The sequence below is a fragment of the Nocardiopsis oceani genome (assembly GCF_054777395.1).
This window is the reverse complement of record NZ_BAAHAR010000043.1, coordinates 19,456-35,443: the sequence shown is the minus strand read 5'-3', so window position 1 is coordinate 35,443 and position 15,988 is coordinate 19,456. Positions and strand designations below refer to the sequence as shown.

The 15,988-nt window shown below is 70.3% G+C and carries 11 protein-coding genes; 5 read left to right on the top strand and 6 right to left on the bottom strand.

Annotated features, from left to right (window positions below):
• The first annotated feature begins 103 nt into the window (after positions 1-103).
• Positions 104-2,038 carry an ABC transporter ATP-binding protein gene (locus ACYVDG_RS24195; protein ID WP_460757926.1) on the top strand — a complete coding sequence of 645 codons (1,935 nt, stop codon included), beginning with the start codon at positions 104-106 and terminating at the stop codon, positions 2,036-2,038.
• The gene (locus ACYVDG_RS24190) at positions 2,035-3,855 is read left to right on the top strand and encodes an ABC transporter ATP-binding protein (RefSeq protein WP_460757923.1); all 1,821 of its coding nucleotides are present in this window, start codon (positions 2,035-2,037) and stop codon (positions 3,853-3,855) included. The genes ACYVDG_RS24195 and ACYVDG_RS24190 overlap by 4 nt, the downstream gene beginning before the upstream one ends.
• A 30-nt stretch (positions 3,856-3,885) precedes the next feature.
• Here ACYVDG_RS24190 and msrA read toward each other — a convergent pair whose 3' ends face one another.
• Positions 3,886-4,551, bottom strand: coding sequence for a peptide-methionine (S)-S-oxide reductase MsrA (msrA, locus tag ACYVDG_RS24185; RefSeq protein ID WP_460757921.1), 666 nt, complete (start codon positions 4,549-4,551; stop codon positions 3,886-3,888).
• A gap of 165 nt (positions 4,552-4,716) precedes the next feature.
• On the opposite strand from msrA, the gene rarD reads away from it, so the two are divergent.
• The 3 genes from rarD (at position 4,717) to ACYVDG_RS24170 (ending at position 8,170) form a co-directional block, all read left to right on the top strand.
• Complete coding sequence (rarD, locus tag ACYVDG_RS24180; protein ID WP_460757918.1) at positions 4,717-5,745, top strand: EamA family transporter RarD; 1,029 nt, start codon at positions 4,717-4,719, stop codon at positions 5,743-5,745.
• Positions 5,746-5,867: 122 nt separating this feature from the next.
• Entirely contained in the window at positions 5,868-6,761 is an 894-nt protein-coding gene (locus ACYVDG_RS24175) for a hypothetical protein (protein ID WP_460757913.1), read from the top strand.
• 191 nt (positions 6,762-6,952) lie between these two features.
• The gene (locus ACYVDG_RS24170) at positions 6,953-8,170 is read left to right on the top strand and encodes a hypothetical protein (protein ID WP_460757910.1); all 1,218 of its coding nucleotides are present in this window, start codon (positions 6,953-6,955) and stop codon (positions 8,168-8,170) included.
• Positions 8,171-8,230: 60 nt separating this feature from the next.
• Here ACYVDG_RS24170 and ACYVDG_RS24165 read toward each other — a convergent pair whose 3' ends face one another.
• The 5 genes from ACYVDG_RS24165 to nuoL form a co-directional block, all read right to left on the bottom strand.
• Positions 8,231-9,415: an FAD-dependent monooxygenase gene (locus ACYVDG_RS24165; protein ID WP_460757905.1), complete on the bottom strand. Its 1,185-nt coding sequence runs from the start codon at positions 9,413-9,415 to the stop codon at positions 8,231-8,233.
• Positions 9,416-9,570: 155 nt separating this feature from the next.
• Positions 9,571-10,575: a polyprenyl synthetase family protein gene (locus ACYVDG_RS24160; RefSeq protein WP_460757903.1), complete on the bottom strand. Its 1,005-nt coding sequence runs from the start codon at positions 10,573-10,575 to the stop codon at positions 9,571-9,573.
• Positions 10,576-10,715: 140 nt separating this feature from the next.
• Positions 10,716-12,374 carry an NADH-quinone oxidoreductase subunit NuoN gene (nuoN, locus tag ACYVDG_RS24155; RefSeq protein WP_460757901.1) on the bottom strand — a complete coding sequence of 553 codons (1,659 nt, stop codon included), beginning with the start codon at positions 12,372-12,374 and terminating at the stop codon, positions 10,716-10,718.
• Positions 12,371-14,032 (bottom strand): NADH-quinone oxidoreductase subunit M, encoded by a 1,662-nt coding sequence (locus tag ACYVDG_RS24150; protein ID WP_460757896.1) that lies wholly within the window; start codon positions 14,030-14,032, stop codon positions 12,371-12,373. Before ACYVDG_RS24150 ends, nuoN begins: the two co-directional genes overlap by 4 nt.
• Before the next feature lie 3 nt (positions 14,033-14,035).
• On the bottom strand, positions 14,036-15,982 hold the full coding sequence (nuoL, locus tag ACYVDG_RS24145; protein ID WP_460758055.1) for an NADH-quinone oxidoreductase subunit L: 1,947 nt from the start codon (positions 15,980-15,982) through the stop codon (positions 14,036-14,038).
• Between the last annotated feature and the right edge of the window lie 6 nt (positions 15,983-15,988).

Here is a 15,988-nt window from a genome sequence, read left to right as displayed (position 1 = left end):
CGTGTGTGGGCAGCGTCCCACCCGGAACGGGTGCACTACCTCGCTCCCGTCGGGGCCCACCGGTCACCCCGGTACGGCGCCCGTGCTCTCAGGGAGGAGTCCTATGCAAGGCCCTTGGAAGCGCTCCCGACCCGTCAGACCCCTGCGGGACGCGGGTCCGGTGCCGGTCCTGGCCCTGTTCGGCGTCCGCTTGACCGAACGGCTGGTCCCACCGCTTACCGCGCTGGCCCTGGCCGCACTGGTGGCCGAGCTCGCTCCTCCGGTGGCACCGGAACTCTTCACCGCCGCCCTCCCGCCCCTCATGCTCCTGGCCTTGGTCCTGCTCGCCGGGCACCTCGGCGAGTCCGCCGCCACGCCGCTGGAGTACCTGGTGAAGTCCCGTGTGGACGGTGCCCACCGGTCCAGGGTGGCCCGGATGGCCTCCTCGGCTCCCGGCATCGCCGCGCTGGAGTCGTCCGAGGTGCAGAGGCTGATCAGGGAGGTGCGCGCCGATCCCGACCACGGGGTGGAGAGCACCCCGGGCGACGGGGCCACCGCAGTGCTCAAGTGGGTGTGCGGACTCATGGGAGCCGCGGTGACCTGTGGGATCCTCTTCCAGTACGCCTGGTGGGCGGTCCCGTTGGTTCTGCTACCGGCGGTAGTCAATCGGACCCTCCACTTCCGCCGGTTCGCGGGAAACGCCCAGCAGTGGCGGTTCGCTATCCGGAGTGAAATGCACGCCGACGTGTGGCGGAACGCGACCGTCTCCCCGTCCGAGGGCAAGGACATCCGCGTCTTCGGGCTCACGGACTGGGTGGTCGAGCGGATGCAGGGCCACCTCCGGGAGGCCAACCGACCGCTGTGGTCGCACATCGACCGCACGGTCCAGTTGCAGTGGGTGTCGTTCTCGGTGATGGCGATCGGCCTGCTGCCGGTGTATCTACTGGTCACGGCGGATGCGGTCGGTGGGGTGACGACGGTGGCAACACAGACCGCCGTACTCGCCGCGGGATGGTCCGTCTTCCAATCCCTTGGCTCCGGTGTGGAACTGCACCACATGGCGGGGGCGGCCAAGATCGCCCGGTCCACGCAGCGGCTCCGGGAGCTGCTCTCCGGCTCCGGGGAGGGGACGGAGGGCGCCCCGTCCGGCGAGGAAGCCCCGGCCGCCGAGGTACCGGAGCGGGTCCGGGTGGTCCGGTTCGAGGACGTGGGCTTCACCTACCCCGGCACGCAACGGCCGGTCCTGTCCGGGGTCGACCTGGAGGTCCGCACCGACGAGCTCCTCGCGGTGGTCGGCCTCAACGGGGCGGGCAAGTCCACGCTGATCAAACTCCTGTGCGGGCTGTACCGGCCCACGTCCGGGAGGATCACGGCCGACGGCGTGGACATCGCGGCGATGGACCCCCAGGAGTGGCGGGCCCGGTTGTCGGTACTCTTCCAGGACTTCAACCGCTACCAGCTCTCAGCCCGGGAGAACGTCCTGCTCGGTGCGGCATCCCACGGGCACGGTCCCGGCGGCGGCTCGCCTGAGGCGGACCTGCGGGCCTCCGCCGAGGCAGCCGGGTTCGTCCCCGTCCTCGAGCGACTGCCCAACGGCTGGGGTACCCCGCTGGCCCGCTCCCGCACGGGGGGTGTGGACCTGTCCGGCGGCCAGTGGCAGCAGCTGACCCTCACCCGGGCCCTCTACGCGGTCCGGCGCGGCGCCAACCTGATCGTCGCCGACGAACCCACCGCCCACCTGGACGTGCGGACCGAGTTCGAGCTGTTCAACCGGCTCGCCGAACGGCGCCGGGAGAACGGGATCGTGCTGATCTCGCACCGGCTCTCGACCGTCCGCCGTGCCGACCGGATCGTGCTGCTGGACGACGGCCGGATCACCGAGTCGGGCACCCACGAAGAACTCGTGGCTCGGGGCGGGGTCTACGCGGAGATGTTCGCCGTGCAGGCCCGGCGCTTCCGCACCGAACCGGACGAGGAAGCGGGGAGCAAGGGCCCTGGGACCGCGGACACGAGGAGCAGGGACTCTGGGGACACGGACACGAGGGAGGACCGGGCATGAGGCGTTACCTGTCCCTGTGGTGGGAGGTCCTGCGGCTGTCCTGGCGGAGCGCCCCCGGGTACACCGCGGGCACGCTCGGGATCATCGCGGTATCGGTGGCGGCGGTCGCCGCCGTGGCCCTCACCATGCGGGCCACCCTCGACGCCACTTCCCAGGGTTCCTTGGGCACCGCCCTGCTCGGTGCGGCCGGCGTCGCCCTGGCCTACGCGCTCACCTTGGTCATCCAGGACCTCACCAACGACTGTGTCACCACCACCGCCGACCGCACCGGCCGCCTCGGCCTGAGTCCGGTGGTGCACCGGGACATCAACTCCGTCGAAGGGCTGGAGCACCTGGAACGGAGCGATTTCCTGGACCGGGTCAGCATCGTGCGCAGGTCGACCGGCCTGATCGCCCGTAGCGCCTGGACCGCGCTGTTGAGCCTGTCCAACTTGCTGAAGCTCCTCATCACCGTGGTTCTGCTGGGCAGCGTGAACCCGCTGCTCCTGGTGCTCATCCCGCTGGCGGCGGTCCCCGTCTGGTGCAACCACCGGGGCCAGCTCCTGGTGCAGCGCGCCGAAGTGGCCGGAGCCGAGCCCTACCGGCTGCAACAGCACCTCTTCGAGACGGTGACCTCTGCCGACGGCGGCAAGGAGGTCCGGGTCGCGGGCGCCGCCGACCGGCTCATCGAACTCCAGGAAGAGGCGTGGGATGCGGCGGTCAGCTCGCGGTTCCGGGCCCGGGCCGGCGCCGCCCTGTGGAACGCCGGGGGTTGGACGGTGTTCGTGGCGGCGTTCGCCGGGGCGATCGCGCTGGTGGTCTACCAGACCGCCGCCGGTACCAGCGGAGTCGGCGACCTGGTGCTGACCGTGATGATGGCGGTCAGCCTGCGCCAGACCGTGCAGGGGACCGTGGCCGCCACCGTGGAGGCGGCCGGTTCCCGCCGGGTCGTGGAGCCGTACCTGTGGCTGCGGGCGTACGTGCGGGCCCAGGAGGAGCGCGCCGTCGCGGCCGATCCCCCGCCCGTCCGGCTGGAGCGGGGCATCGTCCTGGACGGGGTGGACTTCACCTATCCGGGCGCCGGTGTGAAGGCCCTGGACGGCGTCACCGCGGAGCTGCCTGCAGGTTCCGTGGTCGCGGTGGTCGGCGAGTACGGTTCGGGTAAGACCACGCTGGTCAAGCTCCTGCTGTCGCTGTACAACCCGGATTCCGGAAGCATCCGGCTGGACGGCGCCGACCTGGCGGGGATCTCGGTCCCGACCTGGCGGCAGCGGTGCTCCGCGGTCTTCCAGGACTTCGGCCGCTTCCACATCCGGTTCGGGGAGACCGTGGGGATCGGCGACCTGCCGAGGATCGACGACACCGATGCCGTGCGCGGGGCGCTGCACGCGGCCGATGGCGAGAACGTGCTCCGGCGGCTTCCGGAGGGGATGGACACGCAGCTGGGGCGGGATCTGGGCGGGACCGACCTGTCCGAGGGCCAGTGGCAGCGCACCGCGCTGGCCCGGGGTTCGATGCGCACCGACCCGCTGTTCTTCGTGCTGGACGAGCCGACCGCCTCGTTGGACGCGCACAGCGAGGAGGCGATCTTCCGCCGGTACATGGAGCGCGCCCGCGTGTACGGGGCGCGTACCGGCGCGGTGACCCTGGTGGTGTCGCACCGCTTCTCCACGGTGGCCGGGGCCGACCTGATCCTGGTCATGGACCGGGGCCGGATCGTGGAGTCCGGGGGGCACCGGGAGCTGCTGGCCGAGGGCGGAAGATACGCCGAGCTGTACGGGATCCAGGCCCGCGCGTACGCGCCGACCGCACCCGGACCACCGTCACCTCACCGCTGACGCCTTCCGCCGCACGGGCATCATTCGCGGTCAGTCGTCGGCCGTGGCGACACCGATCGGGCAGCTGGCGCCGGTTCCGCCGATGCCGCAGTAGCCGTTGGGGTTCTTGGCGTCGGACAGGTACTGCTGGTGGTAGTCCTCGGCGAAGTAGAAGGCTTTGAGCGGGGCGATCTCGGTGGTGATGGGGCCGTGGCCCGAACGGGTCAGGACCGGTTGGAAGGCGTCGCGGGTGGCCTCGGCGGCCTCCCGCTGGGCCTCGGAGTGGTAGTAGATCGCCGACCGGTACTGGGTACCCATGTCGTTGCCCTGGCGCATCCCCTGGGTCGGGTCGTGGCCCTCCCAGAACACCTTGAGGATCTCGGGGTAGGAGATCTTGGCCGGGTCGAAGACCACCCGGACCATCTCGGTGTGGCCGGTCAGGCCGGAGCACACCTCTTCGTAGGTGGGGTTGGGCGTGTAACCGCCCGCATAGCCCACGGCGGTGGTGATGATCCCGCGCTCCGCGCCCAGCTGCCAGAAGACGCGCTCGGCGCCCCAGAAGCAGCCCATCGCCACGTCGGCGATCTCGCTGCCCTCCGGGTAGGGCGGGGTGAGCTGGGTCCCCAGCACGGTGTGCCCGAAGGGCACGGGCATCTCGGTGTCGCGGCCGGGCAGTGCGCGGGCGGGGTCGACCATCGTGGTCTTTCTACCGAACATGCCTCCAGGTTATCCGGCGGGTCCAGGGCTTACCGGAAAGGTGCCCACCCTGTGGACAACCGCGCCTCCGGAACGGGCCCGGTCCGCACCGCTGCCTCGTGGAGTTGTCCACAGGTCGGGAGATATGGGGAGACAGGGGCAGGGATTCGTCCTACGATTACGGTTGTGTCGGACTCCAACCGCGGCGTCGCCCTCGGGGCCAGCGCCTTCCTCCTGTGGGGCTTCGCGGCCCTCTACTGGCCCTTCCTCTCCGCCTCCGAACCCACCGAGGTCCTCGCCCACCGCATGGTGTGGGCCCTCCTCGCGATGTGCGTCGTCCTGTTCCTGGCCCGGCGCGGCTGGTCCTGGCTGCCCCAGGTGCTGCGCAGCCCCAGGCGCCTGCTCCCGGTCGCCGTCGCCGCGGTGCTCATCTCGGTGAACTGGTGGGGGTTCATCTACTCGGTCTCCACCGTCCAGACCCTCCAGGCCTCACTGGCCTACTTCATCAACCCGCTGATGACGGTCTGCCTCGGCGTGGTCTTCTTCGCCGAACGGCTGCGCGCCGCCCAGTGGGTGGCGGTCGGCTTCGGGGTCGCGGCGGTCGGGGTGATGACGGTCGCCTACGGCTCCACCCCCTGGCTGTCCCTGCTCATGGCCGCGTCCTTCGCCGCCTACGGCGCGGTGAAGAAGTACGTGGACCTGGACGGGATGCAGAGCCTCACCGTCGAGACCCTGGTGATGTTCCTGCCGGCCCTGGGGTTCGTGGTCTACCTCGAGGCCACCGGGGCGGGCACCACCTTCTCGGTCTCTCCCGGACACACGGCCCTGCTGGTGGGCGGCGGCTTCGTCACCGCGCTCCCCCTGCTCCTGTTCGGCCTGGCCGCGCGCAAGGTCCCGCTGAGCGTGATCGGCATGCTCCAGTTCATCGCGCCGACCATGATGTTCCTGATCGGCTGGCTGATCCAAGGGGAGGAGATGCCCCTGAGCCGCTGGGTGGGTTTCGTGCTCGTCTGGCTGGCCGTGTGCGTGTTCGCCTTCGACCAGATCCGGAACTCTCGGAGCCGGTCCGCTGCGAGAGCTGCTGCGGCCGCGAACGCTCAGAAGGCCGCGGAGGCCGGAGACGTCCGGGAAAGCGAGGAGGCCGAGCGGCCGCCGGATCCCCCGCACCCCGAATCCGCTCCCGGCCCCTCCCCTTCCCCCGGTCCACGAGGGTGAGCCGGGCGACCTAGTTTCGGCCATTCCAAACTACCCTTAGTGACGTTGTGCTAACGTCAGGTTGTGGGCGCCGGGCTCTGTCCCGCCCCGACCTGGCCTTACGTCCCGGAGGGTCCCCCTTGATGCCTCGCACCAGCCGAACCGGCGCGCTCCGTGCCGTCTCGGCTGCGCGAGCGGTGACCCCCGCCGTCATCGGCCTGCCACTCCTGGTCGGCGCCTTCCTCGCCGTACTGTGGCTGTTCCTGGCCGCACCGGCCCAGGCCGAAACGGACGCCGACGGTGACGGGACCGCCGTCACCGGGGCCCTGTCCCAGAACGGGGAACAGGACCGGGAACCCGGCCTCGGTGAGGCACCCGCCCTGGAGCGGATCGTGCCGGAGGAGGTCACCGAACCGGTGACCGGCACCCTCGCCACCGTGCACCAGGGCCTGGAGGACACCGCGGACACCGCAGCGGCCGCAACCAGCCTGCCCGCACCGGCAAGCCTGTCCGAGGTCGGCGGTGAAGTGCGAGGCGAGGTCCGCGACGTCGTCCAGGAGATCGACCGTACCCGCGAGGAGGCGGCCGAAGGGGGTCTCGTCCCCGCGCTCCCGGTCACCGGTTCCAGCCAACCGGGCTCCTCGCCCACCGAGGAGACCGCGACCGAGCAGGAAGAGCCCGCCGCGGACACCGAGGACGCTCAGGGCACCAAAGCGCCCGAGGCCGATACCGTACCGACCAGTTCCGAACACGCCTCCGCGCTCACCCAGCACCAGAGGTCGGCACCCGCCGCCACCGCAGCCCCGGTCGAGTCGGCGGACCCCGCGGACCGCGCCCCCGAGCACCACCACACCCTGTCGGCCTCCGGCACCGCCGCACCCACCGCTAACGGCCCGGCACCCGCGCCCGCCCTCGCCGGCTACCTCAGCTCGGCGCTCCTGCCCGTACCGGTCTCTGACGCGGTACCGCTGGCCGCCCACCGCCTGCACCCTGTGCCCGCCGACCCGGCCGACGACCCTACGGTCTCGCCCGACTAGCGAACGGTCCCACCGCCAGGCGCCCCTCTTGCGCGCCCGGACCGTTCCCAGCCCGCAGCCTGCCTGGGAGCTGACCTGAGTCCCGTGCCCGCGTTCACGTGATTCACGTCAGCCGGTGGTCCGCCCCGGCTTCGCCCGGCCGCTGCCCACGACGTCGCGGCCGACCCGTCAACCAGAGCTGAAGGAACCCCATGACGCAGACCAAGCGTTACTCCGCCCGAGCCGTACTCCTCGCCGCAGGTGCCGCGAGCTTCGTCGCACTCGGCGCGGGTGTCGCCGGCGCGGAGGGCATGGAGACCCCCGTGCACGAGGTCGCCCCCACCGTCGAGCGCGCACTCGTCGAGGGCGTGGCCCCCACCATGAACAAGCTGGCCCCCGAGGGGGTCACCCCCGTGGCCGGAGACGCCCTGAGCGAGCTCCAGGAGACGGCGCACGACCCCGAGAAGTCCGCGCCCGACCTGGCCGCGCCGCTGCCCGAGTCTCCGCTGGCCGACACCGTCGCCGAGGCCCAGAGCCGCACCGGCCTGGACGGCAACCCGAACCAGACCGTCGGCCAGTCCGCGGGCGAGGCACTGGAGGCCACCGCCGAGGACACCAGCGTGGCGCTGGAGGACACCGCACGCGAGACGGGCGGCTCACTGGAGGACACGGCCAGCGAGCTGCTGCCGCACACGGTGGAGTCCGTGGCTGAGCTGCGGGACGAGATGGTCACGCTGCCCGAGCTGGACTCCGCTCAGGCACCCGGCCTCGAGGGCCAGCGCCTGCCCGAGCTGAGCGAGGCGCCCTCACTCACCGACGTCACCGAACTGACCGGTGACAACGCACTGGCACTCGAAGAGCTCAACGTCCTGGACGCGGACGGCGGCCAGGACCTGACCGAGCCCATGAGCCAGGCCGTGCCCACCGCACCCAACATGTGGGACCTGGCCGCCGGCTTCGGCGTGGAGACGCCCAACCAGCTCCAGGAGGTGGTGGAGTCCACCGAGCTGACCGCCGACAACTACGTGAACCTCGGCGAGGAGGAGGTTCTGGAGATGGTCGGCAACCGCAACTGGGAGGACGGCGAAGAGACCGTCCACCAGAGCGCTGCGCCCGAGGCCCCGGGGGTGGGGGACCTGACCGACGCCCTGGTGACCGGTGTGAGCGACGCCGAAGGCACCGACCCGGTGTCCCTGAACGGTCCGCTGTCGGAGGCCCAGCTGCCCCAGGTGGCCGAGGGCGTGAACACCGAGACCGCCGAGGACCTGGTGGCCGGGCTGACCGAGGGCGACCTGCTGGACCAGGTGGACACCAGCGACCTCGTGTCCATCGAGGGCGGCGGCCCCGAGCCCGAGACCCCCGAGGGCATGACCGAGCACCCGACCTTCATGGACCTGCCCGGCTCCGAGGCCCTGCCCGTCGTGAGCTGATCCCCGGCCCGCAACTCCGCACGGCGCCGCCCCACGCACCGGGGCGGCGCCGTCGCCGTGTCAGACGGGGACGTGTTGGGCGAGCGGGAAGTTGTAGGCCCGCCGCGTGCTCTCAGGCGTTCCGAGTCGGGAGGCCACCCGGATGAGAGCGCCGTAGAACCAGGACCGCAGGCGCAGACCCACGGGCCCCGTGTCCGGTGCCACCATCGCGGTGTTCTGGCCGCCCCAAGCGAGGTTGGCGTCGACGAAGTCCCTCATGGCGGCCTCGTAGGCGGGGAAGGCGATCCTCTGGTCACCGCCGGCCCGAGCGAGTGCACCGGCCAGGACGCACGCGCCGACGAGGGCGAGGGTGCTCCCCTGGCCCGTCATCGGATCCGGGCAGTAGCCGGCGTCTCCGAGTAGGGCCACTCTGCCGCTGGTCCAGGAGTCCATGTGGATCTGGACGGTGGGTGAGACATGGGTGACGCGGCTGTCGTCCATCGCGGCAAGCAGGCGTGCCACTTCCGGACCGTCGTCGGCGAAGCGCTCGAGGAGTGAGTCCTTGTAGCGTTCCACGTCGTCCAGGGGTTCCCGGTCCCGGGTGATGAGGGTGCACTCCAGTCGGTCGCCGCCGGGGAACGGGACGACCAAGGACCCGCGTCCGGGCCGGATCCTGCCGATCACGCGGTGCAGCGGACCGAGGTCGTTGTCCAGGTCGAAGAGCGCGATATTGGTCCCCAGGTACCGGCGGAACCGCTCCTTTGGGCCGAAGACCAGGGACCGGGTGTTGGAGTGGATGCCATCTGCCCCGATGACCAGGTCGAAGTCGCGCGGTTCCCGGTTCTGGAACCGCACGGCGACTCCGTCGTCCGACTGCTGGAGACCGATCACGGAGTCGTCGAACAGGTACTCGACGTGGTCCCGGACGTTCCGGTACAGCACGTCGCAGAGTTCGCCCCGCCGGATCGCCAACCCGGCTTCCGCGGAGACCAGTGAAGCCCCCGGAACCACGACCTCCCGGCGCCCGCCGTACTCGAAGTGGAGCTCCCCCGGAGGGGGGCCGCCGCGTGACCGGAGCTCTGCCAGCATCCCCATCCGGCGCAGGGCGTCGATCCCGGCGCCCTCGATCTGGAGGCGGTAGCCGCCGGTGCGCACTTCTGAGGCCTTCTCCACGATGGTCGGCCGGAAGCCGTACCGGTGCAGCCAGAACGCCAGGGCTGGACCGCCTACCCCTCCGCCCGAGATCAGGACTCGCTTGCCGGGCATGACCCTCCCAGAAATTGAACGCACGTACATAATTATTGTACGTACGTTCATATCCATGTCAAAGGGACATCCGGAGAACGCGCAGGCCCTCGCCGCCCTGAGAAGGGCGGCGAGGGCCTGCGGAGGTTCTGGGGCAACCCCGGCTCGGGGCCGGGTCAGCCGGTGCGTTCCACCACGTAGTCGCACAGGGACAGGAAGGCGGTCCGGGCCGGGACGTCCGGCAGGGTCTCCAGCTCCTGGCGGGACTTGGCGGCCCAACGCCGCAGCGTGGCGTCGGCCTCGGCCATGGCCGGGTGCGGGCGCAGCAGCGCCAGCGCCTCTTCGGCCTCGGTGTCGTCTAGGGGGCGGCCCAGCAGCGACTTCAGGTGCTCGTCGGCCGGGTCCCGCGAACGCATCGCGTAGAACATCGGCAGGGTGAGCACGCCCTCGCGCAGGTCGGTGCCGGGGACCTTGCCGGAATCGGCGCTCTCGCTGGCCACGTCCAGGATGTCGTCGGCGAGCTGGAAGGCCATGCCCAGCGCGTCGCAGGCGCGGGTCAGGGTGCTCACCGTCTCCGGGTCGACCTTGCCGAACATGCCGCCGAACTCCGCGGAGGCGGCGATCAGCGACGCGGTCTTGTCGTCGATGACGTTGAGGTAGTGGTCCAGCGCGTCCATCCCGTCGCGCGGACCGGAGGTCTCCAGGATCTGGCCCTGGACCAGGCGGGCGAAGGTCACCGCCTGGAGACGGACCGCCTCGGTACCGAGATCGGCCAGCAGGATGGAGGCCTTGGCGAACACGAAGTCGCCGGTGAGGATGGCGACGTTGTTGCCCCAGCGCTGGTTGGCGCTGGGCTTTCCGCGGCGCAGGTCCGCCTCGTCCATGACGTCGTCGTGGTAGAGCGTGGCGACGTGGGTCAGCTCGACCACGGCCGCCGCCGGGATGAGGTCGGGGACCCGGGGGTCACCGAAGTGGGCCGCGAGCAGCACCAGCATGGCCCGGAAGCGCTTACCCCCTGCTTCCAGCAGGTGGGAGGCGGCCTCGGTCAGCATCGGGTCGCTGGACCGCACCACCTCACGCAGGAGGTCCTCGACCTTGTCGAGATCGTCCTTAACCTGGCGGGCGAGGGCCGGGTCGACTCTCGGCAGAGCGAGAAACCCGCTCGGGACAGCACCGCTCACCGTAAAGCTCCACCTGTTGAACGGGCGTGCGGACGGCCCCCTCGAGAGGGGGCCGCCACACGCTCAGCACATGAACATGATCCGACTTGCCACGGTATCCGACCCGGAATGATCGTCCAAAGCCACACCCGGGTCGATGGTCACGGCTCGCCTCGGTCCGCCATGACCTGGTCAACCATCACCGCAGCGGGCTCCTGACCGGTCTCAGAGGACGGCAGAAGGTGGTCCAGAACGGGGCCCGGAAAGATCCCGAGCCCGAGCGTCGCCGCCACACCCACGGTGATCACACCGCCGGTGAGAACGCCTGCCCGAGCGACCGTGGGACCGTCGTCCTCAGAATCCCGGAAGAACATCACAACGATGATCCGGACGTAGAAGTACGCGGTGACGGCGCTGCTGAGGACACCGATGACGACCAACGGGGTGGCACCGGCCGCGACGGCGGCCTCGAACACCGCGAACTTGCCGATGAACCCGCTCGTGAGCGGGATGCCCGCGAACGCCAGCAGGAACAGCGACAGGGCCAGCGCCAGACCGGGGGAACGGCGCCCCAGGCCCGCCCACCGGTCGATGTCGCCCAGTTCCTGACCGCCGTCCCTGGTACGGACCAGGGTGACGACGGCGAACGCGCCCAGCGTCGTGAAACCGTAGGCGGCCAGGTAGAACATGGCGCCCGCGAGCCCCTCGACGCTGCCCGCCACCACGGCGGTGAGGATGAACCCGGCGTGCACCACCGACGAGTAGGCCAGCAGCCGCTTGACGTCCCGCTGGGTGACGGCCACGACCGCGGCGACGACCATCGTCAGGATGGCCACCGTCCACAGCATCGGCTCCCAGATCGCGACCGAGGTGCCGAACGGCACGAAGAACACCCGCAGCAGCGCACCGAACGCGGCCACCAGGGTGCAGGAGGCCATCAGCGCGGTGATCGGGGTCGGCGCCCCCTGGTAGACGTCCGGCTTCCAGCTGTGGAAGGGCACGGAGCCCACCTTGAACAGCAGGCCGATGGCGACCAGGCCGATACCCATGAGCAGCAGCGGCTCGCCGTTGCCGTCCTGGAAGATCTCGGCGCCGCCCGCCTCGACGGCCTGGCGGATCACCCCGAAGTTCACCGATCCGGCGTATCCGTACACCATGGCGATACCGAACAGGAAGAACGCCGAGGAGAACGCGCCCAGCAGGAAGTACTTGACCGCGGCCTCCTGCGAGAAGAGGCGACGGCGGCGGGCCAGCCCGCACAGCAGGTACAGCGGCAGGCTCATCACCTCGAGGGCGATGAACATGATGAGGAAGTCGTTCGAGGCCGGGAACATGAGCATGCCCAGCACCGCGAACAGCACCAGCGGGTAGACCTCGGTGTGCTGGGAACCCGCGAGGATGTGCCTGCGCTCCTCCTCGCTGCCCGGGACCGTGGCCGCCTGTGCCGAGAAGGCGTCCAGGCCGTCCCGCCGTTCGGCGATCAGCATGAGGCTGATCAGGGCCAGCACGGTGATGGTGCCCTGGAAGAAGAGCACCGTGCGGTCCACCGCCAGCACGCCGTTGGCGACCGTCACGCCGTCACCCACGGCCTCCACCTGGAGGACCAGCAGGACGAAGGTGACCAGCAGGGAGACCGCCGCGAGGGTGACCTGCACGGGGCGGAGGCTGCGCTTGGGCAGGAAGGCCTCGAACAGCACGGCCAGCACACCGGCGCCGAGCAGCAGGAGGAAGGGGGCCAGCAGCCACCAGTCCAGGCTCGGTGCCTCGGTGGTGATGCCGTGGAGCTCGGGTGCCCCGTCCGCGAGGTTGAGGGGGATCACTCCTCATCTCCTTCCTCGTCGCCCTCCGCGACCGCCACCTCAGTGTCGGCCTCGGCCTCCACGGTGCGTTCGACGGCGGGGTTGATCACGTTGAGCAGGGGCTGCGGGTAGACGCCGAACGCGATGATCAGGGCGACCAGCGGGCCGACCGCCCACATCTCGCGCCCGGACAGGTCCGACACCTTGGAGAGTTTCTCCGGGGTGGGGCCGGTCATCGTGCGCTGGTACATCCACAGGATGTAGAGCGCCGCGAGGACCACACCGGACGCCGCGATGATCGCCGGGACCGGGTTGAAGGCGTACACGCCGACGAACACCAGGAACTCGCTGACGAAGGGTGCCAGGCCCGGCAGTGCCAGACCGGCGAGCCCTGCGATCAGGAAGACCCCGGCGAGTCTGGGTGCGACCTTCTGCACGCCCCCGTAGTCCTCGATCCGCGCGCTCCCCCGGCGGGCGATCAGGAAGCCCACCACCAGGAAGAGGGCGCCGGTGGCGAAGCCGTGGTTGACCATGTAGAGCGCCGCGCCGGCCTGGGCCTGCTCCGTCAGGGCGAAGATGCCCAGCGTGATGAACCCGAAGTGGGACACGGAGGTGTAGGCGATCAGGCGCATCATGTCGCTCTGGCCGATCGCGAGGACCGCCCCGTACACGATGCTCACCAGGCTCAGCGCCACCACGGGCCACACGAACCAGGACACGGCGGCCGGGAACAGCTCCAGGCAGTACCGGAGCATGCCGTAGGTGCCGACCTTGTCCAGGACACCGACCAGCAGCACCGCTGTGCCGGGGCTCGAGGACTCGGCCGAGGTGGGCAGCCAGGTGTGCACCGGCCACATCGGCGCCTTGATGGCGAAGGCGATGAAGAACCCGAGGAAGAGCCAGCGCGCCGTGGCCGGGTCGATCGCCGCGAGGGCGCCGCCCGGGTCGGTCAGCTCGGTCCACAGGAACGTACCGCCGATGACGTACACGCCGATCACCGCGACCAGCATGATGAGGCCGCCGGCGAGGCTGTACAGCAGGAACTTCATCGCGGCCTTGGCGCGGTCGGCACCGCGTCCGTACCGCCCGATCATGAAGTAGACCGGGATCAGCATGACCTCGAAGAACACGTAGAACAGGAAGACGTCGGTGGCGGCGAAGACACCGATCATCATCGCCTCGAGGACGAGGATGAGGGCGAAGTAGCCGCGCCCGCCGTCCGCCCGGTCCGCGTGCTCGTTCCAGGCGGCCAGGATGACCAGCGGCACCAGGACCGCGGACATCAGAATCAGCACCAGGGCGATGCCGTCGACCCCGACCGCGTAGTGGATGCCGAAGTAGGGGATCCACGGGTGCACCTCCTCGAACTGGAGGCCGCCCGCCCCGGCGGTGTCGAAGTTCAGGGCCATGGCCACGACCAAGAGCAGGGTCGCGACCGAGAAGCCCAGCGCCAGGCGCTTGGTGGTCAGGGCGGGGTCGTGTCCGCCGCCGGTGGCGGGGCGGACCTTGGTGGCGGTACCGGTACCCGCATCGGTGCCGGTGCCCGAACCCGCCTGGGCCGTGCCGGTGGACGCGGCCGCTGGGGCGCCTGCCGACGCGGATTGGACGCGCGGCAGTGCCCAGAGGACGGCCGCGCCGATCGCGGGAAGCGCGATCGCGAGAGTGAGCCAGGGGATCATTGTCTAGAACCTCACAACCAGCGTCGCGGCGACGATGACGGCGCCGAGGAGCATGGTGAGCGCGTAGGTGCGGGCGAACCCGGTCTGTGTCCTGCCGAGCCCGGTGGAGGAGTCGCTGACCCCGGTACCGATCCCGTTGACCGCGCCGTCGATGACCTTGTCCTCGATCACGACCATGGCCTTGGTGGCCACCTGGCCGGGCCGCATGAACAGGCCCTCGTTGATCTCGTTGCCGTACAGCTCGTTGCGGGCCGCGTTGGTGACGAGGTTGCCCTTGGGGGCGGTGCGGGCCACGGGTCGGCGCAGGTACATGAACCACGCGAGCGCCACCCCGAGGACCAGTACCGCCAGGGCGGCGATGCCGTAGGGGGCGGTGAAGGCGTGCGCCACGTCGAAGCTGTGCGGCTCGGCGCCGACGGCCGGGGCGAGGAAGCCCGCGAAGCGGTCGCCGAACACGAGGAAGGCACCGAGGGCCAGTGAGCCGATGGACAGCACCACCATGGGCGCGGTCATGCTCACGGGGGATTCGTGCGGGTGCGCATCCTCGTCCCAGCGCTTCTTGCCGAGGAAGGTCATGAAGACCATCCGCGACATGTAGAAGGCGGTGAGCGCGGCCCCGACGATGACGGCGATACCGAAGACCATCCCTTCCGTGCCGCCGAGGCCGAAGGTGGCGGAGATGATGCTCTCCTTGGTCCACCAGCCGGACAGGAACGGGACACCGATGATGGCCAGGTAGCCGAGGCCGAAGGTGGCGAAGGTGATCGGCATCTTCGACGCAAGCCCGCCGTACTTGCGCATGTCGACGTCGTTGTTCATGCCGTGCATGACCGAACCGGCTCCGAGGAACAGTCCGGCCTTGAAGAAGCCGTGCGTGATCAGGTGCGCGATGGCGGCGACGTAGCCGATCGGGCCGAGCCCGGCAGCCATCACCATCATGCCGATCTGGCTCATCGTGGATCCGGCCAGGGACTTCTTGATGTCGTCCTTGGCCGAGGCGATGATCCCGCCGGCCAGCATGGTGGCGGCACCGACCGCCATCACGACGGTCTGGGCGACGGGGGCGCCCTCGAAGATCGGACCGGCGCGCACGATCAGGTACACACCGGCGGTGACCATGGTGGCGGCGTGGATGAGCGCCGACACCGGGGTGGGGCCCTCCATCGCGTCGAGCAGCCACGCCTGGAGCGGGAGCTGCGCGGACTTGCCGCAGGCGCCCAGGAGCAGGAGGAGCCCGATCGCGAGGAGGATGCCGTCGCTGGCGCCGGGAACCGCGGCGAAGACGTCGCTGAAGGTCACCGCGCCGAGCACGGTGAACATGATCATGATCGCCACGAGCAGGCCGATGTCGCCCACGCGGTTGATCAGGAACGCCTTCTTCGCCGCGGTGGCGGCCGCGGGCTTGTACTGCCAGAACCCGATGAGCAGGTAGGAGGCCAGGCCCACACCCTCCCAGCCGAGGAACAGCAGGACGAAGTTGTCCGCGAGGACCAGCACGAGCATGGCCGCGACGAACAGGTTGAGGTAGGCGAAGAACCGTCGGCGCTCGGGGTCGTCGGACATGTAGCCGAGCGAGTAGATGTGGATGAGCGAGCCGACGAAGGTGATCAGCAGGACGAAGCTGATCGAGAGCGGGTCCACCAGGAGGTTGACCTGGGCGGAGAAGTCACCGGCCGCGAACCACTCGTAGACGGGGACGGAGACGCTGCGGTCCGCCGCGCCCCGGCCGAGGAGTTCGAACAGGGCCAGCAGGGCCCAGACGAAGGAGCCGATCGGCAGGGCGGTGGCCAGGAAGGGCCCCCACCCGTCGGTGCGCCGCCCGCCCAGCAACAGGATCGCCGCGCCCACGAGTGGCAGGGCGATCAGTAGCCAGGCGTTCGACAGCACGGCGCTGTCGGCCGCGGTCGCCACCACGGGTTCGGCGGCGAGGTATGCGTGATGTTGTGTCACTGCCAC

Excerpts from the sequence above, each read along its gene's own strand:
- ACYVDG_RS24190 (WP_460757923.1), top strand. The coding sequence starts at position 2,035 with ATGAGGCGTTACCTGTCCCTGTGGTGGGAGGTCCTGCGGCTGTCCTGG.
- ACYVDG_RS24175 (WP_460757913.1), top strand. The coding sequence starts at position 5,868 with ATGCCTCGCACCAGCCGAACCGGCGCGCTCCGTGCCGTCTCGGCTGCG.
- ACYVDG_RS24195 (WP_460757926.1), top strand. The coding sequence starts at position 104 with ATGCAAGGCCCTTGGAAGCGCTCCCGACCCGTCAGACCCCTGCGGGAC.
- ACYVDG_RS24165 (WP_460757905.1), bottom strand. The coding sequence starts at position 9,415 with ATGCCCGGCAAGCGAGTCCTGATCTCGGGCGGAGGGGTAGGCGGTCCA.
- msrA (WP_460757921.1), bottom strand. The coding sequence starts at position 4,551 with ATGTTCGGTAGAAAGACCACGATGGTCGACCCCGCCCGCGCACTGCCC.
- ACYVDG_RS24150 (WP_460757896.1), bottom strand. The coding sequence starts at position 14,032 with ATGATCCCCTGGCTCACTCTCGCGATCGCGCTTCCCGCGATCGGCGCG.
- ACYVDG_RS24170 (WP_460757910.1), top strand. The coding sequence starts at position 6,953 with ATGACGCAGACCAAGCGTTACTCCGCCCGAGCCGTACTCCTCGCCGCA.